Below are 19,703 nucleotides of genomic sequence, written 5' to 3' on the forward strand. Positions count from 1 at the left end.
GATAGACTTGGGTGACTGGAGTTCAGACGTGTGCTCTTCCGATCTGTTTCCGGCTTTTTTAATTCGACAAATATGTGTTCTGAAAAAGACCCCGTATCAAATTACGAGGTCGTTCAATTATATATAGTCTTTTTATCAAACAATGTATTTGCAAAGTCATTACAATTTGATACAATTAGAGAAAATAAAGGGGGAGATAACAATGAAGGCAAGTACGCTTACCATGAGAGTTGATCCAGTGCTGAAAGCCCAGGCAGAAGAATTGTGCGCTGAAATGGGACTCACCCTTTCCACGGCATATACCATATTTTTGAAAGCCATGGTCAGAACACGGTCTATCCCATTTCCTGTAACTGCTGATCCTTTCTGGAGTGAAAAGAACCAGAAGTATCTTGCAGAATCCATAGCAGAGTTGGAAGCTGACGGTGGAGAGGAGCACGAATTAGCTGAGGTTGAGTAAGAAGTGGTCCAGTCGTGCATGCTGGATTGGGCTGTTCCCCAGGAAAAATATCCGGTGGCCATTCGTGTGCCTCACATGACAGTGGGCAGCTCCAATCGTCCTGTACGCAAAAATTACGATGAGCTGAACAAATATGAAGTGGTATGGCAGGGCAGCCGTGCAGCTATTCTCGGTCTGGGCAACTTCTATAATCTTGCCGAGGAAGCGGCGGACAAACTGAAAGAGCGGGGAATCGAGGCAACCGTCATCAATCCCCTGTTTATCACAGGGCAAGACAAAGAATTGCTGGAATCTCTGAAATCCAATCACGAATTGGTCGCGACTTTGGAGGACGGCATACTGGATGGCGGCTTCGGTGAGAAGATTGCCCGCTTCTACGGGGCGGACAAAATGAAGGTGCTGAACTTCGGCTTGCCTAAGAATTTCTACGACCGTTATGACTATGAAGTGCTGGCCAAGGAAAACCACCTGACGGCGGAGCAGATTGCAGAAGATGTGCTGAATACTTTGGGGAGATGACGCTTAGTATGAAAGAGCAGCCAGAAATGCTGATTGTCAAAGACCTCACGAAAACAATAAAATCAGCAGCAGGATTTTTCATAATCCTGCTGCTGGCGACAAGCGTAGTGGGATGCAGCGCATCCTTGCAGAAAGGGGGGATGGAAATGACAAAGGAAATCAGCCAAGCCGACGGAGAAAAAGCGATTCCCACTGCCATGACGGAATACGTCAAATTAAACAGCGGTTACGATATGCCGGTTTTGGGGCTTGGTACATGGACGCTGTCGGACGATACGGCAGAAGAAAGCGTCTATTTCGCCATAAAAAACGGATACCGTCTCATTGACACGGCTCGCTACTATAACAATGAAATCGGCGTGGGGCGCGGGGTTCGCCGCGCTATTTCCGAGGGAGTCATCTCCCGCGAGGAAATTTTTGTGACCAGTAAGGTCATGCCCGGAGATTACAGGCGTCCCGATGCTGCCATTGACGATTCTTTGGAGAGGTTGGGGCTCGGATATATCGACCTCATGCTGGTGCATCAGCCGGGAGCGGGGGATGAGGAAGTCTACAAGGCATTGGAACGGGGCGTTCGCGCCGGAAAAATTCGTTCCATTGGTATTTCCAACTATTACACGCCGGAAGCCTTTGAGCGAATAAACCGCATTGCTGAAATCGTTCCTGCCGTTGTGCAGAACGAGAATCATCCCTTTTACCAAAACAAACAGTTGCAGGAATACTTGCGGCAATATGGTACGGTTGTAGAGGCATGGTATCCCTTTGGCGGCAGGGGCAACACGCAGAAAGTATTTCAAAATGAAACCATCAAGGAAATCGCCAGTCGGCATGGCAAGACATCCGCTCAAATCGTGTTGCGCTGGCAGATACAGGATGGTTATATCGTCATTCCCGGTTCCGGCAATTCGCAGCATATAGCTGAAAATGCGGCAATTTTTGATTTTGCCCTCTCTGATGATGATATGCAGCAAATGAAGGAGTTGAATACGAATCGCCGATTTGAAAATTGGTGACAAAAAAATTGTTCCGCAGGGGGAGCAAAATACCAATCGAGGGGGGTGCAAATGCACCCCCTTCTCTTTTTCTCAAAGCCTCATCCCGTGCGGCTTCCAAGCGATACTCGTTTAACGATAGACAGGGGGGTGCAAGGGGGTTCATCGTTAATCGAGTATAGGGGGTTCATCGTTAGATTGTATCACTTTGATTGGTAAAGGGGAGGGATTATCTTTAGAAGGCAATTTTATTATCTTTGTTAAAGAGATAACGCCAGATTATCTCCTGGCCGAAGACAGTGAGACCGCGGAAAGCGGCTTCATCGCCATTGACATTGGAGCGCATGCTGCAGGGGGGCCGGCTCTGATCGTGATAAGCAGGTTATTCGTTAAATGATGAATAGACTATAGGCAATAAAAAAGACTTCTCTATCTGAGATGATAGGGAAGTCTTTTTCTTGTCTGCAAATTGTCTGCATTTTATCTTTATATTGTAAAGTACTCAAATACAGTATAGAAGACAAATGCACAAAATACAAAGACGTTAAAGGAAATATTCAATAAACAGCCTTTTAAGGTGGCAGACTGTCTATTAATAAAGATTGCTTTTTCTAGCTTGGGTTAAATAATTCCAAATGCCACTGCACCGAGCATAGCAGCCATCAGTACGATGTACCAGATAACCCACGGCAGAGCAGCTGCTTTTATCAGCTTACCTTCTGCACCTATAATACCTGTGGTCGCACAAACGGCAACGATGTTGTTGATGCAGACGATGTTACTAATGGCACCACCCTGGTTCTGGAGAGCAACTATAAATACATGAGGAATATTCAGGATTGTTGCAGTCTCAAACTGGAGTGGAGTAAACATGATATTGGATACTGTGTTGGAACCAAACATAAATGCACCGATGGTACCAATGAACGGAGCAACGAATACATAGTTGGCACCTGCCAGGTCAGCCATGCCCTTTGCCATAGCAACCAGCATGGAATCCCAGCCCAGTGGGTTAGCATTGGAATAACGATAAATGTATACCATTGCGAAACCGAAGAGCAGGGCGATGGTAGCACCATACAGCTGATTGTAGGATTTCTTTACGATATCCTTTACCTGACCGGCATTTAATCCATAGAAAGGAATAGAAATTAATACAACCAATACAAATGGGAATAAACCAGGGTTGTTCAGGTACTTCATGGCAAAGCCGGCACCCTCAACACCCATAATGTTGTTCATGGAGAATACAAAGCTAGTTATAATACCTTTAAGACCAATTTCCGGAATTCTGGTAAGTACCAGCCAGAGAGCGATAAGAAGGTAAGGAGTCCAGGCCTTAATGAGGGACATGGAAGGTTTATCTTCTTTACTTTCGGCTTTAGCCTCAGCTTTTCGTTCAGTACCAGGGAAACGCCATGTATCACTTGGTACCAAGAAACCAGCCTTGGCAGCACCGATAGTGGCAAATATGGTTACAGCACCGGCGCAGATAGATACCAGCTCGGAGCCGATGAATTTTGCAACGATAAGATAAACAACATCAAATACTACAGTTGTAAATAATACAAATGGAACCATTGGCAGGGAATGCTTGAAGAAGGATTTCTCATTGCTGTACTGTCTGGTAACCAAGGCCAAAACAACCATGATTACGAAGAAGGTTCCTGCAGCAAGACCAACTGCAGAAGCCCAGGACAGGTCAAGCTTCCAAGCATCCAAATCGGTAACACCGATAGTAGGAAGGGTGTCCTTCAAAATCTCAGCTGCGGAGTTGGTCGGTGTACCAGCGGCACCGAAGGATACCGGTGGTGAATCCAAAATCAGACATGCCATGGCAGCAGCCATTGGAGGGAAACCAAGACCAATCAGCAACGGAGCGCAGATTGCCGGTGGAGTACCAAAGCCTGCTGCACCCTCGATAAATGCGGAAAGACCATAACCTACAATTACTAATTGAATACGGGCATCCTCGGAAATACCATTGAACATTGCTTCAATTCTGTGCATTGCTCCAGCCTCGTTCAGCATGTTCATAAGTAAAATAGCACCGAAAATAATCAACAGGGTATCAATTGACCCCAGGAAACCGGTTACCGTATAAGCGGTAACATGGAGCATATCCATTTGCCAATAGAACAGACCAATCAAGCAGATAGACAACCAGGCAATTGGAAGAACCTTCTTAGCTGGCATATTCACGCCTACCGTAAGGATGATTGTGATAATAATTGGTATTGCGGCAACAAGTGCTAACACATATATCATCTCCTTGCATTTCATTCATACATTATTATGATGAAAAATCATTATAATAAAAAGTTACTATAGCAGAATAGAAACGGTTTGCCAGTTCACCTGAGAATGAATGAACTTCAATTTGTAAGATGATTTCCACATACGCCTATTAAAAAATAATATCGTATTCAATTGCCATGATAATTATATTTTATTCCCGACTAATAATCAAGTATATTGTGTAAAATTGTCTGAATAATTTTTTCAATACATATATATTTATATTGGAAACAATTGTTGATTTTCAACTCATTTAATATTGATTACAGATTGTTTATTCCTATTGACATACATTTCAACCGATATTATAATTAAACATGAATAGAAATGGTTTGACAATTTTGTTGGATGAATTTCTCTGAAAGGAGAGTATCTAATGGAAAAGGTGTGTGAGAATTGGCCAGGAAAGGCGTTTATCAATGGATTGGTAGATGCTAAGTATTGGGCCGACTTTGAGGCTAATGCAACTGCTGCAGCTGCTCAGGTTTATAAGGTAGCTGATTATGCAGCAGGTGAAGCAAAGCTCAAAGAAGTGTTAAAGGAGTATGCCCCTAAGGAAATCATTGCTGTTGGTGGCGATGAAAACCCTGTATTAAAAGGAATTTACTCCAGGTTAAGTGAAGATGGAACGAAGGTTTACACCGAGAAGTTCGATATTGCTGAACATGCCCCTAGTGCAGATGTTGGCATTTCAACTGCTGAATTTGGTGTAGGCGAGTCCGGAAGTCTTGTAGTTGATAATTATTCATACGAAGCACGCGTAACCAGCATGCTTCCATTTGTGAATATTGTTTTTGTAAATGCCAATTATATGGTAGAAAACATTACATCAGCTTGCCAGATTATCGGTAAGGTTTTCCAGAAAGGCTATTGTGGTTTCGTAACTGGCCCTAGCCGTACAGCTGATATTGAGCGTGTACTGAGCCTTGGTGTTCACGGTCCTAACAAGCTCATTATTATTGCTGTAGAGAACGAAGGAGGGGCTAAGTAATGGCACGTGATCTTAAAAAAGAAATTAAATCCAAGCTGCAGGATAATATCATGCAGGATGCCCTTTCCCGCTTTGCAGATCAGTATCCTGGTTCCCGTCTGAAGTCCTATGCCGGTCAGGATATTGAGGAGCTTCGTGAAAACTTACGTAAAATGAAGGCTGATGCTGTAGAACACATCGAGGAGCTGGCAGATAAATTTGAGGCTAATGTCAAGGCTCGTGGCGGTGAGGTATTCAGAGCAAAGGATGGAGACGAGGTAAAGAAGTTCCTTATTAAAATATGTAAGGAAAATGGTGTCAAGAGAGTTGTTAAATCCAAGTCCATGGCATCTGAGGAAATTCACCTTAATGAATGCTTTACCGATCATGATATCCGTGTTAAGGAAACTGACCTTGGTGAGTGGATGATTGCCATTGCCGGACAGAAGCCATCTCATATGGTTATGCCGGCTATCCACCTGAATCGTTATCAGTGTGCTGAGATGTTTGAAAAGGAGCTTCAGGAAGAGGTTCCAGGTGAGGACATCCCATACATGATTCAGAAGGCCCGTCAGACTCTGCGTCAGGAATTCCTCCAGGCTGATATGGGTATCACCGGTGCTAACTTCGGTATTGCCGAAAACGGTGCCATCGGTCTTGTTACCAATGAGGGTAATGCTCGTCTGGTAACTACTCTTCCAAGAATTCATGTTGTACTTATAGGTTATGAAAAGCTTATTCCTAAGACAGAGGATGCAGCCAAGATTCTTCGCCTGTTGCCTCGTAATGGTACCTGTCAGAAGATGACCAGTTACATGACTATGGTAGATGGTCCTACTCCTGTTATGTACAAGAAGGATGGCAAGTGGGTAGAGGAGAACAGAAAGCAGTACGTAATCCTGTTGGATAACGGCCGTCTGGAGGCTGCTCATGACCCTGTTATGAAGCAGGTTTACCAGTGCGTACGTTGCGCATCCTGCTTGAATGTTTGCCCAATCTGGACCCTGGTTGGTGGTCACGTATATGGCCATATTTATTCCGGTGGTATTGGTGCAATCCTTACAGGTCTCTTAAATGGTATTGAAAACTTTAGTCAGTTCTCCGATCTGTGTATTGGCTGCCGGACCTGTACTACAGTTTGTCCTGGTAAGATTCCAATTCCAGACCTCATTGATGAACTGAGAAATAGATATGTTAAGAAGCATGGTACTCCAACTATGGATAAGTCCTTCTTCGATAATGTACTTAACGACAGAGGCTTGTTCCACAAGCTGTTGCTGAAGGCTGGTTCCGTTGGTCAGGCACCATTTAAGTCTGGTAAGTTCATCCGTCATTTGCCGCTGTTCTTTGCTGGCATGACCAAGGGCAGAAGCTTGCCGACTATAGCTGAACGGTCTATTCGTGACCGGATGCCTGCTCTGGAGAAGAAGAACCCAACCAACGCAAAGAAGAAGATTGCATTCTTCAGTGGCTGTAATACTGACTTCGTATTTGCCGATACCGGTGAAAATGTAGTTAAGGTATTGCAGAGCCTGGGCATGGAGGTTGTTTATCCTATGGCTCAGAGCTGCTGCGGTAAGCCAATCCTCGGCGTAGGTGATCGTGAGACTGGTAAGAAGGCTGCAATGAGAAACATTGAAGCTCTTGAAGCCGTAAATCCAGATGTAATTGTTACTTCCTGCCCAACCTGTGCAGAGACTCTCAGCGAAACCTATGAGAAGCTCTTTGCCAATGACCCTGTATGGGGCCCAAGAGCAAAGGCATTCTGCAAGAAGGTTCGCGAGTTCTCCAGCTTTGTAGCTGAGGAATACAAGGCACAGGGCAAACTGTTGCCGGCTGCCGGCGGCGAAAAGGTAACCTTCCACGATTCCTGCCATATGAAGCGCGGACTTGGTATTTACGAGGAGCCAAGAGCTCTTATCGATGCAACTCCAGGCGTAGAGCTTGTTGAGATGAAGAACTGCGATAAGTGCTGCGGTATGGCTGGTTCCTTCGGTATGAAGTATTCTGAGGTATCCATCCCAATGCTGGAGGAGAAGGTTCAGAATATCAAGAATACTGGAGCTACTACCTGCGTAGTTGCCTGCCCATCCTGCATGATGCAGATTGGCGGTGGCCTTGATAACCAGAATACTGGTATTAAGGTTAAGCATATTGCAGATTTGTTGGCTGAAAAGCTTTAATCAGCTTTGTTATAATAATCAGGGGAAAAAGTCCGGGGTGAGGCTAATCACTCACCCTGGACTATATAATGAAAGTATGAGGAGGATTTATTCATGGAAATTCTGGTTTGTATCAAACAGGTTCCAGGCTCCAATAAGGTAGAGGTTGATCCTGTTACCGGAGTATTGAAGCGTAATGGTGCAGATAGCAAGATGAACCCTTACGATCTGTATGCGCTTGAGTGTGGCCTGAGATTGAAGGAGCAGTATGGCGGCCGAGTGAGTGTTATCACCATGGGACCACCACAGGCTCAGGCAATTATCAAGGAAGCATATTCAATGGGTGCAGACGCAGGTGCAATCGTATCTGACCGTGCATTCGGCGGAGCTGACGTGTTGGCTACCGCACATACTCTTGCACAGGGTATCAAGAAATTTGGCAAGTTTGATATAATTCTTTGCGGACTCCAGACTACAGATGGTGATACTGCTCAGGTTGGTCCTGAGGTATCCGAGCAGCTGGATATTCCATGTGTATGTAATGTAAAAGAAATTAAGGGCGTTGAGGGTGACAATATACTTGTAGATATGGAAATGGCACAGGATATTGAGCATTTGAAGGTTTCCTTCCCATGCCTGATTACTGTTCAGAAGGATATTGTACAGCCACGCCTTCCATCTTATTTGAAGAAGAAGGACACTGAGGATCGCGAGATCGTAATGTACACCTTAAAGGACATGGAAGACCAGAACAAGAACAACTATGGTCTGAACGGTTCCGCTACTCAGGTTCAGCGTATATTCCCACCTACATCCGACAAGGTTCAGGTTACCTGGGATGATCCTGCTGATGTATTGGCAGAGAAAATTTACGGTGCTATTAAGAGCAGAAAATTGTTAGGATAAGGGGGATTAAAAATGGGAAAACTGGTAGTACATCAGGACAAAGTAACTGATATTAAGGCAATGATTTCCATTTGTCCTTTTAATGCCCTTGAGGAAAAAGACGGCAAGCTGGAAGTCAATGCAGGCTGTAAGCTCTGTAAGCTCTGTGTGAAAAAGGGTCAGCCTGGTGCAATGGAGTATGTAGAGGAAGAAGTAAAGTCTGTTGATAAGTCTTTATGGAATGGTATTACTGTATATGTTGACCATGTAAATGGTGAAATTCATCCAGTAACCTATGAGCTCCTTGGTAAGGCTGGTGAGCTGGCCAAGAAGATCAATCATCCTGTATATGCTATCTTCATTGGCAGTGATATTGAAAAGAAGGCAGAGGAGCTGCTTCACTACGGCGCAGATAAGGTATTTGTTGTGGATGCCCCTGAGCTGAAGGAATTCCAGATGGAGTCCTATACTGCAGCCTTTGAGACCTTCGTAAATGAGGTTAAGCCTTCTGCTATTTTGGTAGGTGCTACTCCTGTAGGCCGTCAGCTGGCTCCAAGAGTTGCTTCCAGATTTAATACTGGTCTTACCGCAGACTGCACAATTCTTGACATTCATGAGAATACTGACCTGGTACAGATTCGTCCTGCATTTGGTGGTAACATCATGGCAGAGATTTTGACTCCAAACTCCAGACCTCAGTTGGCAACTGTTCGTTATAAGATTATGGATGCTCCTGAGCGCAGTGCTGATGCCAAGGGCGAAATCGTTAAGATTTCCGTTCCTGCTGAAAAGCTTAAGACCCGTACTCAGGTATTGGGTATTACCCAGAAGCAGAAGGAAAAGAGCATTGAAAATGCAGATATCCTTGTTGTTGCAGGCCGTGGTCTGAAGAAGAAGGAAGACCTTGATTTGGTTAAGGAGCTGGCTGATGCTCTGGGTGGCGATATCGCCTGCACCAGACCACTGGCTGAGGCTGGCTGGCTCGATGCCAAGCATCAGATTGGTCTTTCCGGCCGTACTGTTCGTCCTAAACTCATTATCACCTGTGGTGTATCCGGTGCAATTCAGTTTGTAGCTGGTATGAACAATTCCGACAACATTTTTGCTATCAACACTGATCCAAATGCAAGCATCTTCAAGGTAGCAAACTATGCTGTTATCGGCGATATTTATGATGTTATTCCAAAGCTCATTGAGCAGGTTAAGCAGGGAAAGGGTGTAAAGGCATGAGCGAATACAAGGTTTTAGATGCTTCCGATTTAGAGGCTATCAGCCAGTATGTGCCTCGTGAGCGCATTCTCTGGGCTGATGAAATTAACGAAGAATACAGTCATGACGAGTTGAGTGCTGACGCTTCCTATCCTGAGATGGTAGTAAAAATTACCTCTGCAGAGGAAGCTTCCAAGGTTATGAGATATGCTAACGAGAAGCATATCGCTGTAACCCCTAGAGGCGCCGGTACCGGTCTGGTAGGTTCCTCTGTTGCTGTTGAGAAGGGTATCATGATTGATACTACTCTTATGAACCACTTCCTGGAGCTGGACGAGAAGAACCTGACCCTCACTGTTGAGCCAGGCGTTCTGCTGATGGAAATTGGTCAGTATGTAGAGGAGAAGGGTCTCTTCTATCCACCTGATCCAGGTGAGAAGACTGCTACTATTGGCGGTAATATCAGCACTAATGCCGGTGGTATGCGTGCTGTTAAATATGGCGTAACCAGAGACTATGTACGTGGTCTGGAGGTAGTTCTGGCTGACGGTACTATCATGGAAGTAGGCGGCAAGGTTGTAAAGAACAGCTCCGGCTATGATCTTAAGGACCTGATTGTTGGTTCCGAGGGTACTCTCTGCCTGGTTACCAAGGCAATCCTCAGATTGTTGCCTCTGCCACAGAAGAATGTATCCCTGTTGATTCCATTCCCAACTCTGGCACAGGCCATTGGCACTGTTCCTCTTATTGTAAGCTCCAATGTTATTCCTACTGCTGTAGAGTTCATGGAGCGTGAGGTTATTATGGACTCCGAGGAATACCTGGGCAAGAAGTTCCCTGATAACCAGGCTGATGCTTACCTCTTACTGAAGTTCGATGGTGCATCTGTAGAGGAAATCAGTAAGTATTATGACAGCGTTGCTCAGATTTGCTTGGAGCAGGGCGCACTTGACCTCCTGATTGCTGATACTGACGAGCGTGCAGAAGCAATTTGGAAGGCCAGAGGTGCATTCCTCGAGGCAATCAAGGGCTCTACCACTATGATGGATGAGGTAGACGTTGTTGTTCCTAGAAGCTGCGTAAATGAATTCGTTGAATTCGTTCATGATCTCCGCAAGGAAATGGGCATCCGCATTAAGAGCTTCGGTCATGCCGGTGACGGTAACCTCCATGTATACATCCTTCGTGATGACATGGATGACAAGAAGTGGGCTGAGATGCTTGGCAAAGCAATGGAGCGCATGTACATTAAGGCTCGTGAGCTGAAGGGTCAGGTTTCCGGTGAGCATGGTATCGGCCTTGCCAAGAAGCCATACTTGAAGGAAAGCCTCCCTAAGGAGTCAATGATGTTGATGCAGGGTATTAAGAAGGCCTTTGATCCAAATAATATTTTGAATCCTCATAAGGTATGCTTTGATTAATACCTTTATTCAATAGTTCCCCTTTCAGGAAGAGTTCGCTACAGGAGAAATCCTGTAGCGAATTCTTTTTTTTATCCTTATGTAAAGTAAACAGGTGCCAGGACGCTCTCCCTTAAGGTTGAGGTCCTGGCACCTGTTAAATACTGGGTGATTTTCAACTATATTCAGAGGAAGCTTAAAGCTCCGCCTGGATAGGCTTTCATTTTATGGGATATTCGCATTACGGCATTCGCATTATAGCTTGTGCTTTTATCTTCGGAATTAAGGCAGCATATTAATTCACTCAATGGAAGTGACAATATCGCCATTGTTTATTTTAAACTGTACCATCTGGGAAAGGGCACTGTCACCAGTTGGGCTCACAAACTCAAAGAAATAGCCGTAGGTTCCATCTCCCATAAATACATCATCAAAGGTCGGTCTGGCTCCTATAGTAAATGTATCAACCTCCACGGGAATAATTTCATTACTGTTGTCTGACAGACGCATTGCATAATGAATGGTAGTTATCGTGTCCCCCGCCTTTAGTATGGTGAGATTGCGGTCCCCCATACCATTAATATCTATTCCCTTACGGGCACCAATGATGTGATATTTTTCATCAAAGTAGGTGTAGGCTACCAGTAAATTACATTCTTCACCATTTAGCTTGATTGGAATGGAATAAAGATTATAGCCGTCTTCCTCGGTGGTGATTTCCACATATACAGGATGCTCATCCAGCATTGGCCATTTACCGTTGAAATTATCCTTAAATATGCCATTATCCCAATCACCAATGATATTACTGTCACTGCCAAGAATTAACAGCAGGTCATTGCTTTCATCAATGTAAACAAGCTGACAGTGGATAGCGGACAGCAGGTCCATTTGCTGATTGGATAATGTTACAAAGGAATTTCCATCATTATCGATATTTACAGGCAGATCCTCCATGGCTGATACATCACAAATTTTTTGAGTTGGCTGTCCCTGGGGAATAACTATGGCACCGGCAGGCTGTCCGCTTCCGGAGAAAATAGTATCCGCTTCTGCCGGCAATTTACCATAGAGCAGATAATAATACAGACATTTTTGGGCCAATGGAGCAGAAGCTTGTTCTATGTATTTGGCAAAATTATCCGTATCGCCGTCGTAAGGATAATAGCTGGACAGGCCGCTGCCCTTTTGACGGTATCTTCCATTAACCTTGTACACTACGGCATCATTGATATTGGAAATCAGCTGCTGGGTTGTTCCCGGCAACAAGCTTTGGGATTTTGTGGCCAAGTCACCTATATCCACCATGTTGGAATACCCCTGATCCCGGGTATTGCCACCGTAATTTTCCGCCTGCTGGGCCTGACGGCCAAAGGCGGAGAAGAAGGCCTGTGGATTGCTTCTGGCTTCCTGTAGTGCTTCTGCACCAAAGGCCTCATATGCTGCCCTTAAGGCAGGAATCTTTGACAAATCTATGACAGACATTGTTGCCGCTTCCTCCGTACCATATTCCCGGCAACCGGCCATATAGCTGTCACAGATGGCCTGTCCCAATCCATCGCCTCCCATAGCCGGATTATTGGCCAGTGCCCCAAGCCAACCGGCATAGTCCCAGCCATTACCCGGCTCAATTTCCTCAGAGGCAGTCATATAACGGGAGATACCGTAAAGCATATTGGCAGTGTCATAGGTTCCCATAAGACAGGCATCAAAGCCAATCAGCTCAAAGGGCGGATTTTCGGGGGAAGTACCGTAGACATCAGCAAAGGCTTCCTGAATATTGTTCAAGCTAAGGGAATTCCCTGTTCGTTCGTCAATGCACACCCCGGCCGCGCTGCCTCCACCGTGGTTCCAGAAGACAAATACCTGATGGTCTGCCGGGAAATTATCCCTGCCATATTGTAAAAAATTCTTCAGGGTATTCTTATCACCCATATCTCCATCCGGTATTACCTCCAATTCCTGTAATCCCTCGGAATTATACAGATATCGTCCAATGGCTCTATCCTTCATGACATCGTTTTGCCATTGGAGACTTCCACCTGTCTGGATAATCACCCTTACATTAGGGGGTAAATTGGCGTCCAGCATTTCCTCAATATCAGCGGTAGCTGCCCCGTACTGGGTTTCCAGGTCCGTGCCACAGATGTACCAATACACAACCCAGCTATCAGCTGGATTGTATTTGTTGGTAAATACTTTACCTTCAGCCTGCTCATCATTCAGGCAGCCGGAAATCACCAGTGTAGACAGGATAATTACCAGCAGGAAAATTGATTTTATACCGTGTTTTGCCATCGGATTCATAGCATCACTCCTCTCTTATCCACTATTATACCGCCATTGTTCAAAATTTTCTTCCTTAAGAAGAAAAATCTCCCAATTAGGGTTTTACTAAAGGATTAGGGTTTTACTAAAGGATTAGGGTTTTACTAAAGGATTAAAGTTTTACTAAAGGACCAGCTGCGCGTCGCAACGAGGTGGGACCACCTATTGCAGTTTGTTTTCCCCCACCTAAAAAGGAATGATATTAAAAGCTTGACATAAAGTAGATAAATGGCTATAATATCTACTGTTAAACGGGATGTGGCACAGTTTGGTAGCGCGCATCGTTCGGGACGATGAGGCCGCAGGTTCGAATCCTGTCATCCCGACCATTTTGGTCTTAAGCCGACTTCTTTCGTGGAGTCGGTTTTTTTGTGTGCCAGGCATGGGCAACTTTACTATCTGAATGACCTATTAAACAGAATGCACAATGGATTAATAAAGGGAATTACAGGGCTGAGACGAAGTGGAAAAATCATAAGGAAAAAGCTGCCAAAAATCTAAAATGGTATATGCAATCTTTACTGTTCTTTGTTTTTGACTGTATAATTAAGGGGAAGATGGGAGGTATTGGTATGGAAGCTATAAAGGATTATAATAAATCAGAGCTTATAGATGGTGTTATCTACGATATGAGCCCGGCCAACATTCGTCACATAAGGATTCAGGGGCATTTGTTTACTATTATCAATAATTTTTTAGCGGGGAAAAAGTGCAAGGCTTTTTTTGAGGCTGAAGCGGTACTTAGTGAACGGGATCACCTTATTCCGGATATTAGTATCGTTTGTGACGATTCCAAGATTAAGGACAGTTACATTGATGGGGCACCTGATTTTGTGGCTGAGATATTGTCTCCCAGCACACGAAAGCGTGATATTACAGTTAAGAAGGATATTTATGAGCGTTCTGGTGTTAAAGAGTATTGGGTAATCAGTCCGAAGGATGAGGCGATTGAGGTTTACCGCTTAAATGAGCATGGATCTTTTTACCTTGACAATGTATATACGAGATTTACAGAAAGCGAGTGGGAACGCTTGCGGGAAGAGGAAAAGGCTGAGCAAAATTTATCATTGAAAATTAGCCTGTATGATGATTTGGAAATACAGCTGGATGATATTTTTGCAGAATAAGGTGTTCCTGTGGAGATTTACTTGCGAAAAATCCCATAATGTGATATAGTTCAAAGCAGTTGAATATGACCTTTGAAATTGGTCCTGTGAGGCTGATAAGGGAAGCTGGTAAGATAGTGCGCTATCGTAGATTACTGGGATGACTATATCTAAAAGCAATTGTAGCTTTCTTGTGCCTCGGCATGAGAAGGCTTTTTGTTTGCAAAAGTTATCATAACGTACATTTCACAGCTGGTGGGGTCAAATGAATAAAGGAGTGAGTGTCTTGGATAATTCTAACGTAAACCTTCGGGGGAAGGATGTGCTGGCTCTGGCAGATTTTTCCAAGGAGGAAATCCAGGTAATTCTGGAAAGTGCCAAGGAGATGAAGAATATAATTCATCGCGACATCAAAAAGGTACCGGCTCTTAGGGGTAAGTCCATTGTGACTTTGTTTTATGAGCCAAGTACCCGAACCCGTTCATCCTTTGAGCTGGCCGGCAAGTATCTGGGGGCTGATGTGGTAAATATTACTGCCGGCACCTCCAGTATTGTAAAGGGGGAGAGCCTGCGGGATACCCTTTATACCGTGGAAGCCATGGGAGTGGATGCCATTATAATGCGCCACAAGGCCGAGGGTGCGGCTGAATATGCAGCTAAGGTGGCCAGCCCGGTAATCATCAATGCCGGTGATGGTGCCCATGCCCACCCCTCCCAGGGCCTGTTAAACCTCTTTACTGTACAGGAGCACAAGGGACATCTGGAAGGCCTGAAGTACGTTATCTTAGGTGATATTACCCACAGCCGCGTGGCCCGCTCGGATATTCAGGGAATGCGGAAGATGGGGGTGGAGGTACATTTGGCCGGACCCAGAACCCTTATGCCAAGATTTCTTTTTGAGGAAGAGGGCGTCGTAATTCATGATAATATAGAGGAGGCCATCAAGGATGCGGATGTCATCAATGTTCTCCGCATTCAGCTGGAGCGGCAGAAGGCCGGCCTCTTTCCGTCACCAAGGGAATATGCCCGTATTTATGGACTTAATGAAAAACGCATGGCTTTGGCCAAGGAGGATGTACTTATTCTTCATCCGGGTCCAATGAACAAGGGCCTGGAAATTTCCCCTTTTGTGGCCTATGGTGATCATTCCGCTATCCAGGAGCAGGTTCAGAATGGTGTTGCAGTCCGTATGGCAATTCTGACCCACGCATTGATTGGAGGTAATAAGGCATGAAAACATTGATTAAGGGTGGCAGAGTAATTGATCCTGCCAATTCATTTGATAAGGTGGCTGATGTATTAATCGAGGAGGGCAAAATTGCCAAGGTGGCCAGCAATATTAAGTGTGCCGCTGATGAGGTAATTGAGGCTGAGGGAAAAATTGTATGCCCGGGCTTTATCGATATGCACGTTCATCTCCGTGAGCCTGGCCAGGAAGCCAAGGAGGACTTTGAATCCGGCACCAGGGCTGCGGCTGCAGGTGGTTATACTACGGTGGCAACCATGCCAAACACCAATCCGGTGGTGGATACGGCCGCTCTTGTCCGGTCCTTGCAGAAGCGGGCTGAAGAAGCAGCTGTGGTTCATGTGGAAATAATCGGGGCTGTTACCAAGGGACAGAAGGGTGAGGAAATGGCAGAGATGGGGGATATGCTCCAGGCCGGTGCTGTGGCCTTCTCCGATGATGGTCATTTCACCAAGTCAGCCAAGGTAATGCTTAACTGCTATGATTATCTTAAAGCCTTTGACAAGGTTATTATCAACCACGAGGAGGAGCCAAGCCTGGTGGAGGAAGGGGTAATGAATGAAAGCCATCGAAGTGCCATGCTGGGCATGAAGGGCCGTCCGACCGTGGCTGAGGATATTGCCGTGTATCGGGATATTGCTTTGGCTGAATATGCCGGTGCCAGGGTTCATGTGGCTCACATCAGCTCGGCCAATGCAGTGGATTTGGTGCGTCAGGCCAAGAAGCGGGGGGTAAAGGTTACCGCTGAGGCCACTCCACAGCACCTCACCATGACCGATGATTTGGTAAATCTTTTTGACAGCTCCACCAAGATTAATCCGCCCCTGCGTCAGCAGAAGGATGTGGAGGCCGTATTGGAGGGCATTAAGGACGGCACCATTGATTGTATTGTAACTGACCATTCCCCCCATGCCCAGGAGGAAAAGGACAGGGAGTATATTTACGCACCCAGTGGCTTCCCGGGGCTGGAAACGGCCTTGGGCTGCTTGATGACTGATTTGGTGGCTCCCGGCAAGCTGGATTTGGTTACCATGATTTCCAAGCTCACTGCTGAGCCCGCCAAGATTTTCGCTTTGAATGCCGGCAGCCTCTCTGTGGGAATGCCTGCTGATATAACTGTAATTGACCCTGAACTGGAATGGACTGTAGATGAAAAACAGTTCTATACCAAGGGCTCCCATTCCCCGTTTATTGGCCGCAGGTTCAAGGGCAAGGCGGTTAAGACCTTGGTGGAGGGTAAGCTGGTAATGGATAATGGGCAAGTTTTGGAGGTGTAATCTTGAAAGGTAAACTTATTCTTGAGGATGGCAGCGTCTTCACCGGCGATCTGTTAAATGAATACGAAGCCACCGGTGAGGTGGTGTTTAATACCGGCATGACCGGTTATCAGGAGATACTTACTGACCCCTCCTATTGCAGTCAGATTGTTACTCTCACATTTCCCCTTATTGGCAACTACGGAGTGGCAGATAAATTTATGCAGTCCAGAAAATCCTTTGTCAATGGGTTTATTATCGGTGAGCTCTGTGATGAGGGCAGCAACTGGCAGAAGGAAAATGAGCTGGCAAAATTCTTAAATGAGCAGAAAATTCCTTGTCTATACAATGTGGATACCCGTGCGGTTACCCGAACCATCCGCTCCCAGGGCTGCATGAAGGGAATTATCGTTTCCGAGGATGCCAGCCAGGAGGAAATAGATAAGCTCATGGGTGTACCAATCAAGCTGGATGTGGTGGCTGAGGTTACTACCCCTGAAGCCTATGTAATGGATAATGATGGCCCTCATGTTGTGGTAATGGATTTTGGCATCAAGCAGAATATATTGAATTCCCTCCATAATCTTGGCTGCAAGCTCACAGTAGTGCCTGCTGATACCAAGGCTGATGAGATTATGGCCATGAATCCTGATGGAATTTTCCTCTCCAATGGTCCCGGTGACCCAAAGGATGTTCCGGAGGTTATTGGGGAAGTGAAGAAGCTCATTGGCAAGAAGCCAATGTTTGGTATTTGTCTGGGCCATCAGCTGATTTCTCTGGCTCTTGGGGCCAACACATATAAATTGAAGTTTGGTCACCGTGGCTCCAATCAGCCAGTAAAAAATCTCCTGAATGGGCGGGTTCATATTTCTTACCAGAATCATGGCTATGCCGTAGAGGAATCGTCCTTAAAGGAGTTTACGTTTGAGGTTACTCACATCAATGTTAATGATGGTACTGTGGAGGGGATGCGCCATACATCCTTGCCATTGTTCTCCGTCCAGTATCACCCTGAGGCTTCCCCGGGGCCTGACGACAATATGTATCTGTTCCATCAGTTCTGGACACTTTTAACCGGCGGGACAAAGGGGGAATAAGCCGTGCCAAAGAAGGAAAATTTAAAGAAGGTTATCGTTATTGGTTCCGGCCCGATTATTATCGGCCAGGCGGCTGAATTTGACTATGCGGGCTCCCAGGCCTGCCGCGCTCTGAAGGAGGAGGGCCTGGAGGTAGTGCTGGTAAACAGCAATCCGGCCACCATTATGACAGATAAGCACATGGCGGACCGTGTCTATATTGAGCCATTAACTGTAGAGTTTATGGAGCATATTATCAGCAAGGAAAGGCCGGATGGCCTGTTGGCTACCCTGGGGGGCCAGGCTGGCCTGAATTTGGCAGTTCAGCTGTCTGAGCAGGGCATCCTGGAAAAGTATAATGTGGAGCTTTTGGGCACCTCCTTAAAGGCCATTGAGCAGGCTGAGGACAGGGAGCTGTTTAAGGAAACCATGAACAAGCTGGGTGAGCCGATTCCTGAGTCCACCATAGTGGAGGATGTGGAATCCGCCGTACAGTTTGCCAACGAAATCGGCTACCCGCTTATCGTTCGCCCGGCCTATACCATGGGGGGCACCGGCGGCGGTATTGCCGACAATGAGGAAGAGCTGGTGGACATCGTCATAAAGGGCCTGAAGTATTCCATGATTGGTCAGGTTCTAATTGAGCGCAGTGTGGCTGGCTGGAAGGAAATTGAGTATGAGGTAATGCGTGACGGCAACGACAACTGTATTACCATCTGTAATATGGAAAACTTCGACCCGGTAGGTGTTCATACAGGTGACTCCATTGTGGTGGCCCCTTCCCAGACCCTTACCGACCATGAGTATCAGATGCTGAGAAGTGCCAGCATTCGCATTATCCGCGAGCTGGGTATCGAGGGGGGCTGTAATGCCCAATATGCTCTGGACCCTAATTCCAATCAGTATTACGTTATTGAGGTAAATCCCCGTGTAAGTCGGTCCTCTGCCCTGGCCTCCAAGGCCACCGGTTATCCAATCGCCAAGGTATCCGCCAAGATTGCCATTGGCTACAGTCTGGATGAGATTACCAATGCCGTAACCCAGAAGACCAAGGCCTGCTTTGAGCCGGCCCTGGACTACTGCGTAGTTAAGTTCCCCCGCTGGCCATTTGATAAATTTGTATATGCTGATAAGACTCTGGGGACCCAGATGAAGGCCACCGGTGAGGTTATGTCCATTGACCGAAACTTTGAAGGGGCTATCCTAAAGGCCGTCCGCTCCCTGGAAATCGGTGTGCATCGTCTTCATATGGAGGACATGGATAAGTGGGATGATGAAAAGGTTATGAAGTCCCTGTCCAAGTGCAATGATGAGCGGTTATTTGTAATAGCCGAGGCTATGCGCCGTGGGATTGCCAATGTGGATGAAATTCACAATATTACAAAAATAGATAAATGGTTTTTGGGCAAAATCAAGAAGATTACCGATTTGGAGCTGCGCATTCAGAATGAGCAGATTACCCCAAGTCTGATGCTGGCTGCCAAGGATGTGGGGCTGGCGGACCGGTCCATTGCTGAGCTGGCCGGAAAGACCACTGATGAAATCCGCACCATGAGAAAAACCATGAACATTTTGCCATGCTACAAAATGGTAGATACCTGTGCAGCGGAGTTTGAGGCGGCAACTCCCTATTATTATTCCACCTTCCACGCCCAGGAGGATGAGGTGGATACCTCCGGCACCCGTCGCAAGGTAATGGTTCTGGGCTCGGGCCCAATCCGTATTGGTCAGGGTGTTGAATTTGATTATTGCTCCGTTCATTCTGTGTGGGCCCTGCGTCAGATGGGTATAGAAGC

The 19,703-nt window shown here is 46.0% G+C and carries 15 protein-coding genes and 1 tRNA gene; 14 read left to right on the forward strand and 2 right to left on the reverse strand.

Features of this window, described 5'->3' with window-relative positions; translation table 11 throughout:
• Positions 1-202 precede the first annotated feature (202 nt).
• From Q0Y54_RS05435 to Q0Y54_RS05445, 3 genes are read left to right on the forward strand one after another with little or no spacing between them, the layout of a single operon-like run.
• Positions 203-460, forward strand: a complete 258-nt coding sequence (locus Q0Y54_RS05435) for a type II toxin-antitoxin system RelB/DinJ family antitoxin (RefSeq protein WP_297965089.1) — start codon at positions 203-205, stop codon at positions 458-460.
• Positions 461-478: 18 nt separating this feature from the next.
• Entirely contained in the window at positions 479-979 is a 501-nt protein-coding gene (locus Q0Y54_RS05440; protein ID WP_297965090.1) for a transketolase C-terminal domain-containing protein, read from the forward strand.
• A gap of 8 nt (positions 980-987) precedes the next feature.
• On the forward strand, positions 988-1,992 hold the full coding sequence (locus Q0Y54_RS05445) for an aldo/keto reductase (RefSeq protein WP_297965091.1): 1,005 nt from the start codon (positions 988-990) through the stop codon (positions 1,990-1,992).
• Between the two features lie 600 nt (positions 1,993-2,592).
• Here Q0Y54_RS05445 and Q0Y54_RS05450 read toward each other — a convergent pair.
• The gene (locus tag Q0Y54_RS05450; protein ID WP_297965092.1) at positions 2,593-4,230 is read right to left on the reverse strand and encodes an L-lactate permease; all 1,638 of its coding nucleotides are present in this window, start codon (positions 4,228-4,230) and stop codon (positions 2,593-2,595) included.
• A 415-nt stretch (positions 4,231-4,645) separates the two neighbouring features.
• On the opposite strand from Q0Y54_RS05450, the gene Q0Y54_RS05455 reads away from it, so the two are divergent.
• From Q0Y54_RS05455 to Q0Y54_RS05475, 5 genes are all read left to right on the forward strand, one after another.
• Positions 4,646-5,260: an LUD domain-containing protein gene (locus tag Q0Y54_RS05455; RefSeq protein WP_297965093.1), complete on the forward strand. Its 615-nt coding sequence runs from the start codon at positions 4,646-4,648 to the stop codon at positions 5,258-5,260.
• A complete protein-coding gene (gene ldhH, locus Q0Y54_RS05460; protein ID WP_297965094.1) occupies positions 5,260-7,422 on the forward strand; it encodes an L-lactate dehydrogenase (quinone) large subunit LdhH in 2,163 nt (720 codons plus the stop codon). The genes Q0Y54_RS05455 and ldhH overlap by 1 nt, the downstream gene beginning before the upstream one ends.
• A gap of 93 nt (positions 7,423-7,515) precedes the next feature.
• A complete protein-coding gene (locus Q0Y54_RS05465) occupies positions 7,516-8,307 on the forward strand; it encodes an electron transfer flavoprotein subunit beta/FixA family protein (protein WP_276838955.1) in 792 nt (263 codons plus the stop codon).
• A 12-nt stretch (positions 8,308-8,319) separates the two neighbouring features.
• A complete protein-coding gene (locus tag Q0Y54_RS05470; RefSeq protein ID WP_297965095.1) occupies positions 8,320-9,516 on the forward strand; it encodes an electron transfer flavoprotein subunit alpha/FixB family protein in 1,197 nt (398 codons plus the stop codon).
• The gene (locus tag Q0Y54_RS05475) at positions 9,513-10,916 is read left to right on the forward strand and encodes an FAD-binding oxidoreductase (protein WP_297965096.1); all 1,404 of its coding nucleotides are present in this window, start codon (positions 9,513-9,515) and stop codon (positions 10,914-10,916) included. Before Q0Y54_RS05470 ends, Q0Y54_RS05475 begins: the two co-directional genes overlap by 4 nt.
• A 279-nt stretch (positions 10,917-11,195) precedes the next feature.
• On the opposite strand, the gene Q0Y54_RS05480 is transcribed toward Q0Y54_RS05475, so the two are convergent.
• On the reverse strand, positions 11,196-13,193 hold the full coding sequence (locus Q0Y54_RS05480; protein ID WP_297965097.1) for a clostripain-related cysteine peptidase: 1,998 nt from the start codon (positions 13,191-13,193) through the stop codon (positions 11,196-11,198).
• 282 nt (positions 13,194-13,475) lie between these two features.
• Between Q0Y54_RS05480 and Q0Y54_RS05485 the strand changes: the two genes are divergently transcribed.
• The 6 genes from Q0Y54_RS05485 to carB form a co-directional block, all read left to right on the forward strand.
• A tRNA-Pro gene (locus tag Q0Y54_RS05485) sits at positions 13,476-13,552 on the forward strand.
• Positions 13,553-13,795: 243 nt separating this feature from the next.
• The gene (locus Q0Y54_RS05490) at positions 13,796-14,350 is read left to right on the forward strand and encodes a Uma2 family endonuclease (protein ID WP_297965098.1); all 555 of its coding nucleotides are present in this window, start codon (positions 13,796-13,798) and stop codon (positions 14,348-14,350) included.
• A gap of 244 nt (positions 14,351-14,594) precedes the next feature.
• Positions 14,595-15,563, forward strand: a complete 969-nt coding sequence (locus Q0Y54_RS05495) for an aspartate carbamoyltransferase catalytic subunit (protein ID WP_297965099.1) — start codon at positions 14,595-14,597, stop codon at positions 15,561-15,563.
• Positions 15,560-16,852 carry a dihydroorotase gene (locus Q0Y54_RS05500; protein WP_297965100.1) on the forward strand — a complete coding sequence of 431 codons (1,293 nt, stop codon included), beginning with the start codon at positions 15,560-15,562 and terminating at the stop codon, positions 16,850-16,852. The genes Q0Y54_RS05495 and Q0Y54_RS05500 overlap by 4 nt, the downstream gene beginning before the upstream one ends.
• Before the next feature lie 2 nt (positions 16,853-16,854).
• Positions 16,855-17,928: a glutamine-hydrolyzing carbamoyl-phosphate synthase small subunit gene (carA, locus tag Q0Y54_RS05505; RefSeq protein WP_297965101.1), complete on the forward strand. Its 1,074-nt coding sequence runs from the start codon at positions 16,855-16,857 to the stop codon at positions 17,926-17,928.
• Positions 17,929-17,931: 3 nt separating this feature from the next.
• Positions 17,932-19,703: carbamoyl-phosphate synthase large subunit (carB, locus tag Q0Y54_RS05510; RefSeq protein ID WP_297965102.1), on the forward strand; the 1,772-nt coding region annotated here is incomplete at its 3' end.

The sequence above is a fragment of the uncultured Anaerovibrio sp. genome (assembly GCF_947302755.1).
Classification (GTDB): domain Bacteria; phylum Bacillota; class Negativicutes; order Selenomonadales; family Selenomonadaceae; genus Anaerovibrio.

Excerpts from the sequence above, each read along its gene's own strand:
- Q0Y54_RS05435 (WP_297965089.1), top strand. The coding sequence starts at position 203 with ATGAAGGCAAGTACGCTTACCATGAGAGTTGATCCAGTGCTGAAAGCC.
- Q0Y54_RS05495 (WP_297965099.1), top strand. The coding sequence starts at position 14,595 with ATGAATAAAGGAGTGAGTGTCTTGGATAATTCTAACGTAAACCTTCGG.
- Q0Y54_RS05465 (WP_276838955.1), top strand. The coding sequence starts at position 7,516 with ATGGAAATTCTGGTTTGTATCAAACAGGTTCCAGGCTCCAATAAGGTA.
- Q0Y54_RS05440 (WP_297965090.1), top strand. The coding sequence starts at position 479 with ATGCTGGATTGGGCTGTTCCCCAGGAAAAATATCCGGTGGCCATTCGT.
- Q0Y54_RS05490 (WP_297965098.1), top strand. The coding sequence starts at position 13,796 with ATGGAAGCTATAAAGGATTATAATAAATCAGAGCTTATAGATGGTGTT.
- ldhH (WP_297965094.1), top strand. The coding sequence starts at position 5,260 with ATGGCACGTGATCTTAAAAAAGAAATTAAATCCAAGCTGCAGGATAAT.
- Q0Y54_RS05455 (WP_297965093.1), top strand. The coding sequence starts at position 4,646 with ATGGAAAAGGTGTGTGAGAATTGGCCAGGAAAGGCGTTTATCAATGGA.
- Q0Y54_RS05445 (WP_297965091.1), top strand. The coding sequence starts at position 988 with ATGAAAGAGCAGCCAGAAATGCTGATTGTCAAAGACCTCACGAAAACA.
- Q0Y54_RS05480 (WP_297965097.1), bottom strand. The coding sequence starts at position 13,193 with ATGGCAAAACACGGTATAAAATCAATTTTCCTGCTGGTAATTATCCTG.
- Q0Y54_RS05500 (WP_297965100.1), top strand. The coding sequence starts at position 15,560 with ATGAAAACATTGATTAAGGGTGGCAGAGTAATTGATCCTGCCAATTCA.
- Q0Y54_RS05470 (WP_297965095.1), top strand. The coding sequence starts at position 8,320 with ATGGGAAAACTGGTAGTACATCAGGACAAAGTAACTGATATTAAGGCA.
- Q0Y54_RS05475 (WP_297965096.1), top strand. The coding sequence starts at position 9,513 with ATGAGCGAATACAAGGTTTTAGATGCTTCCGATTTAGAGGCTATCAGC.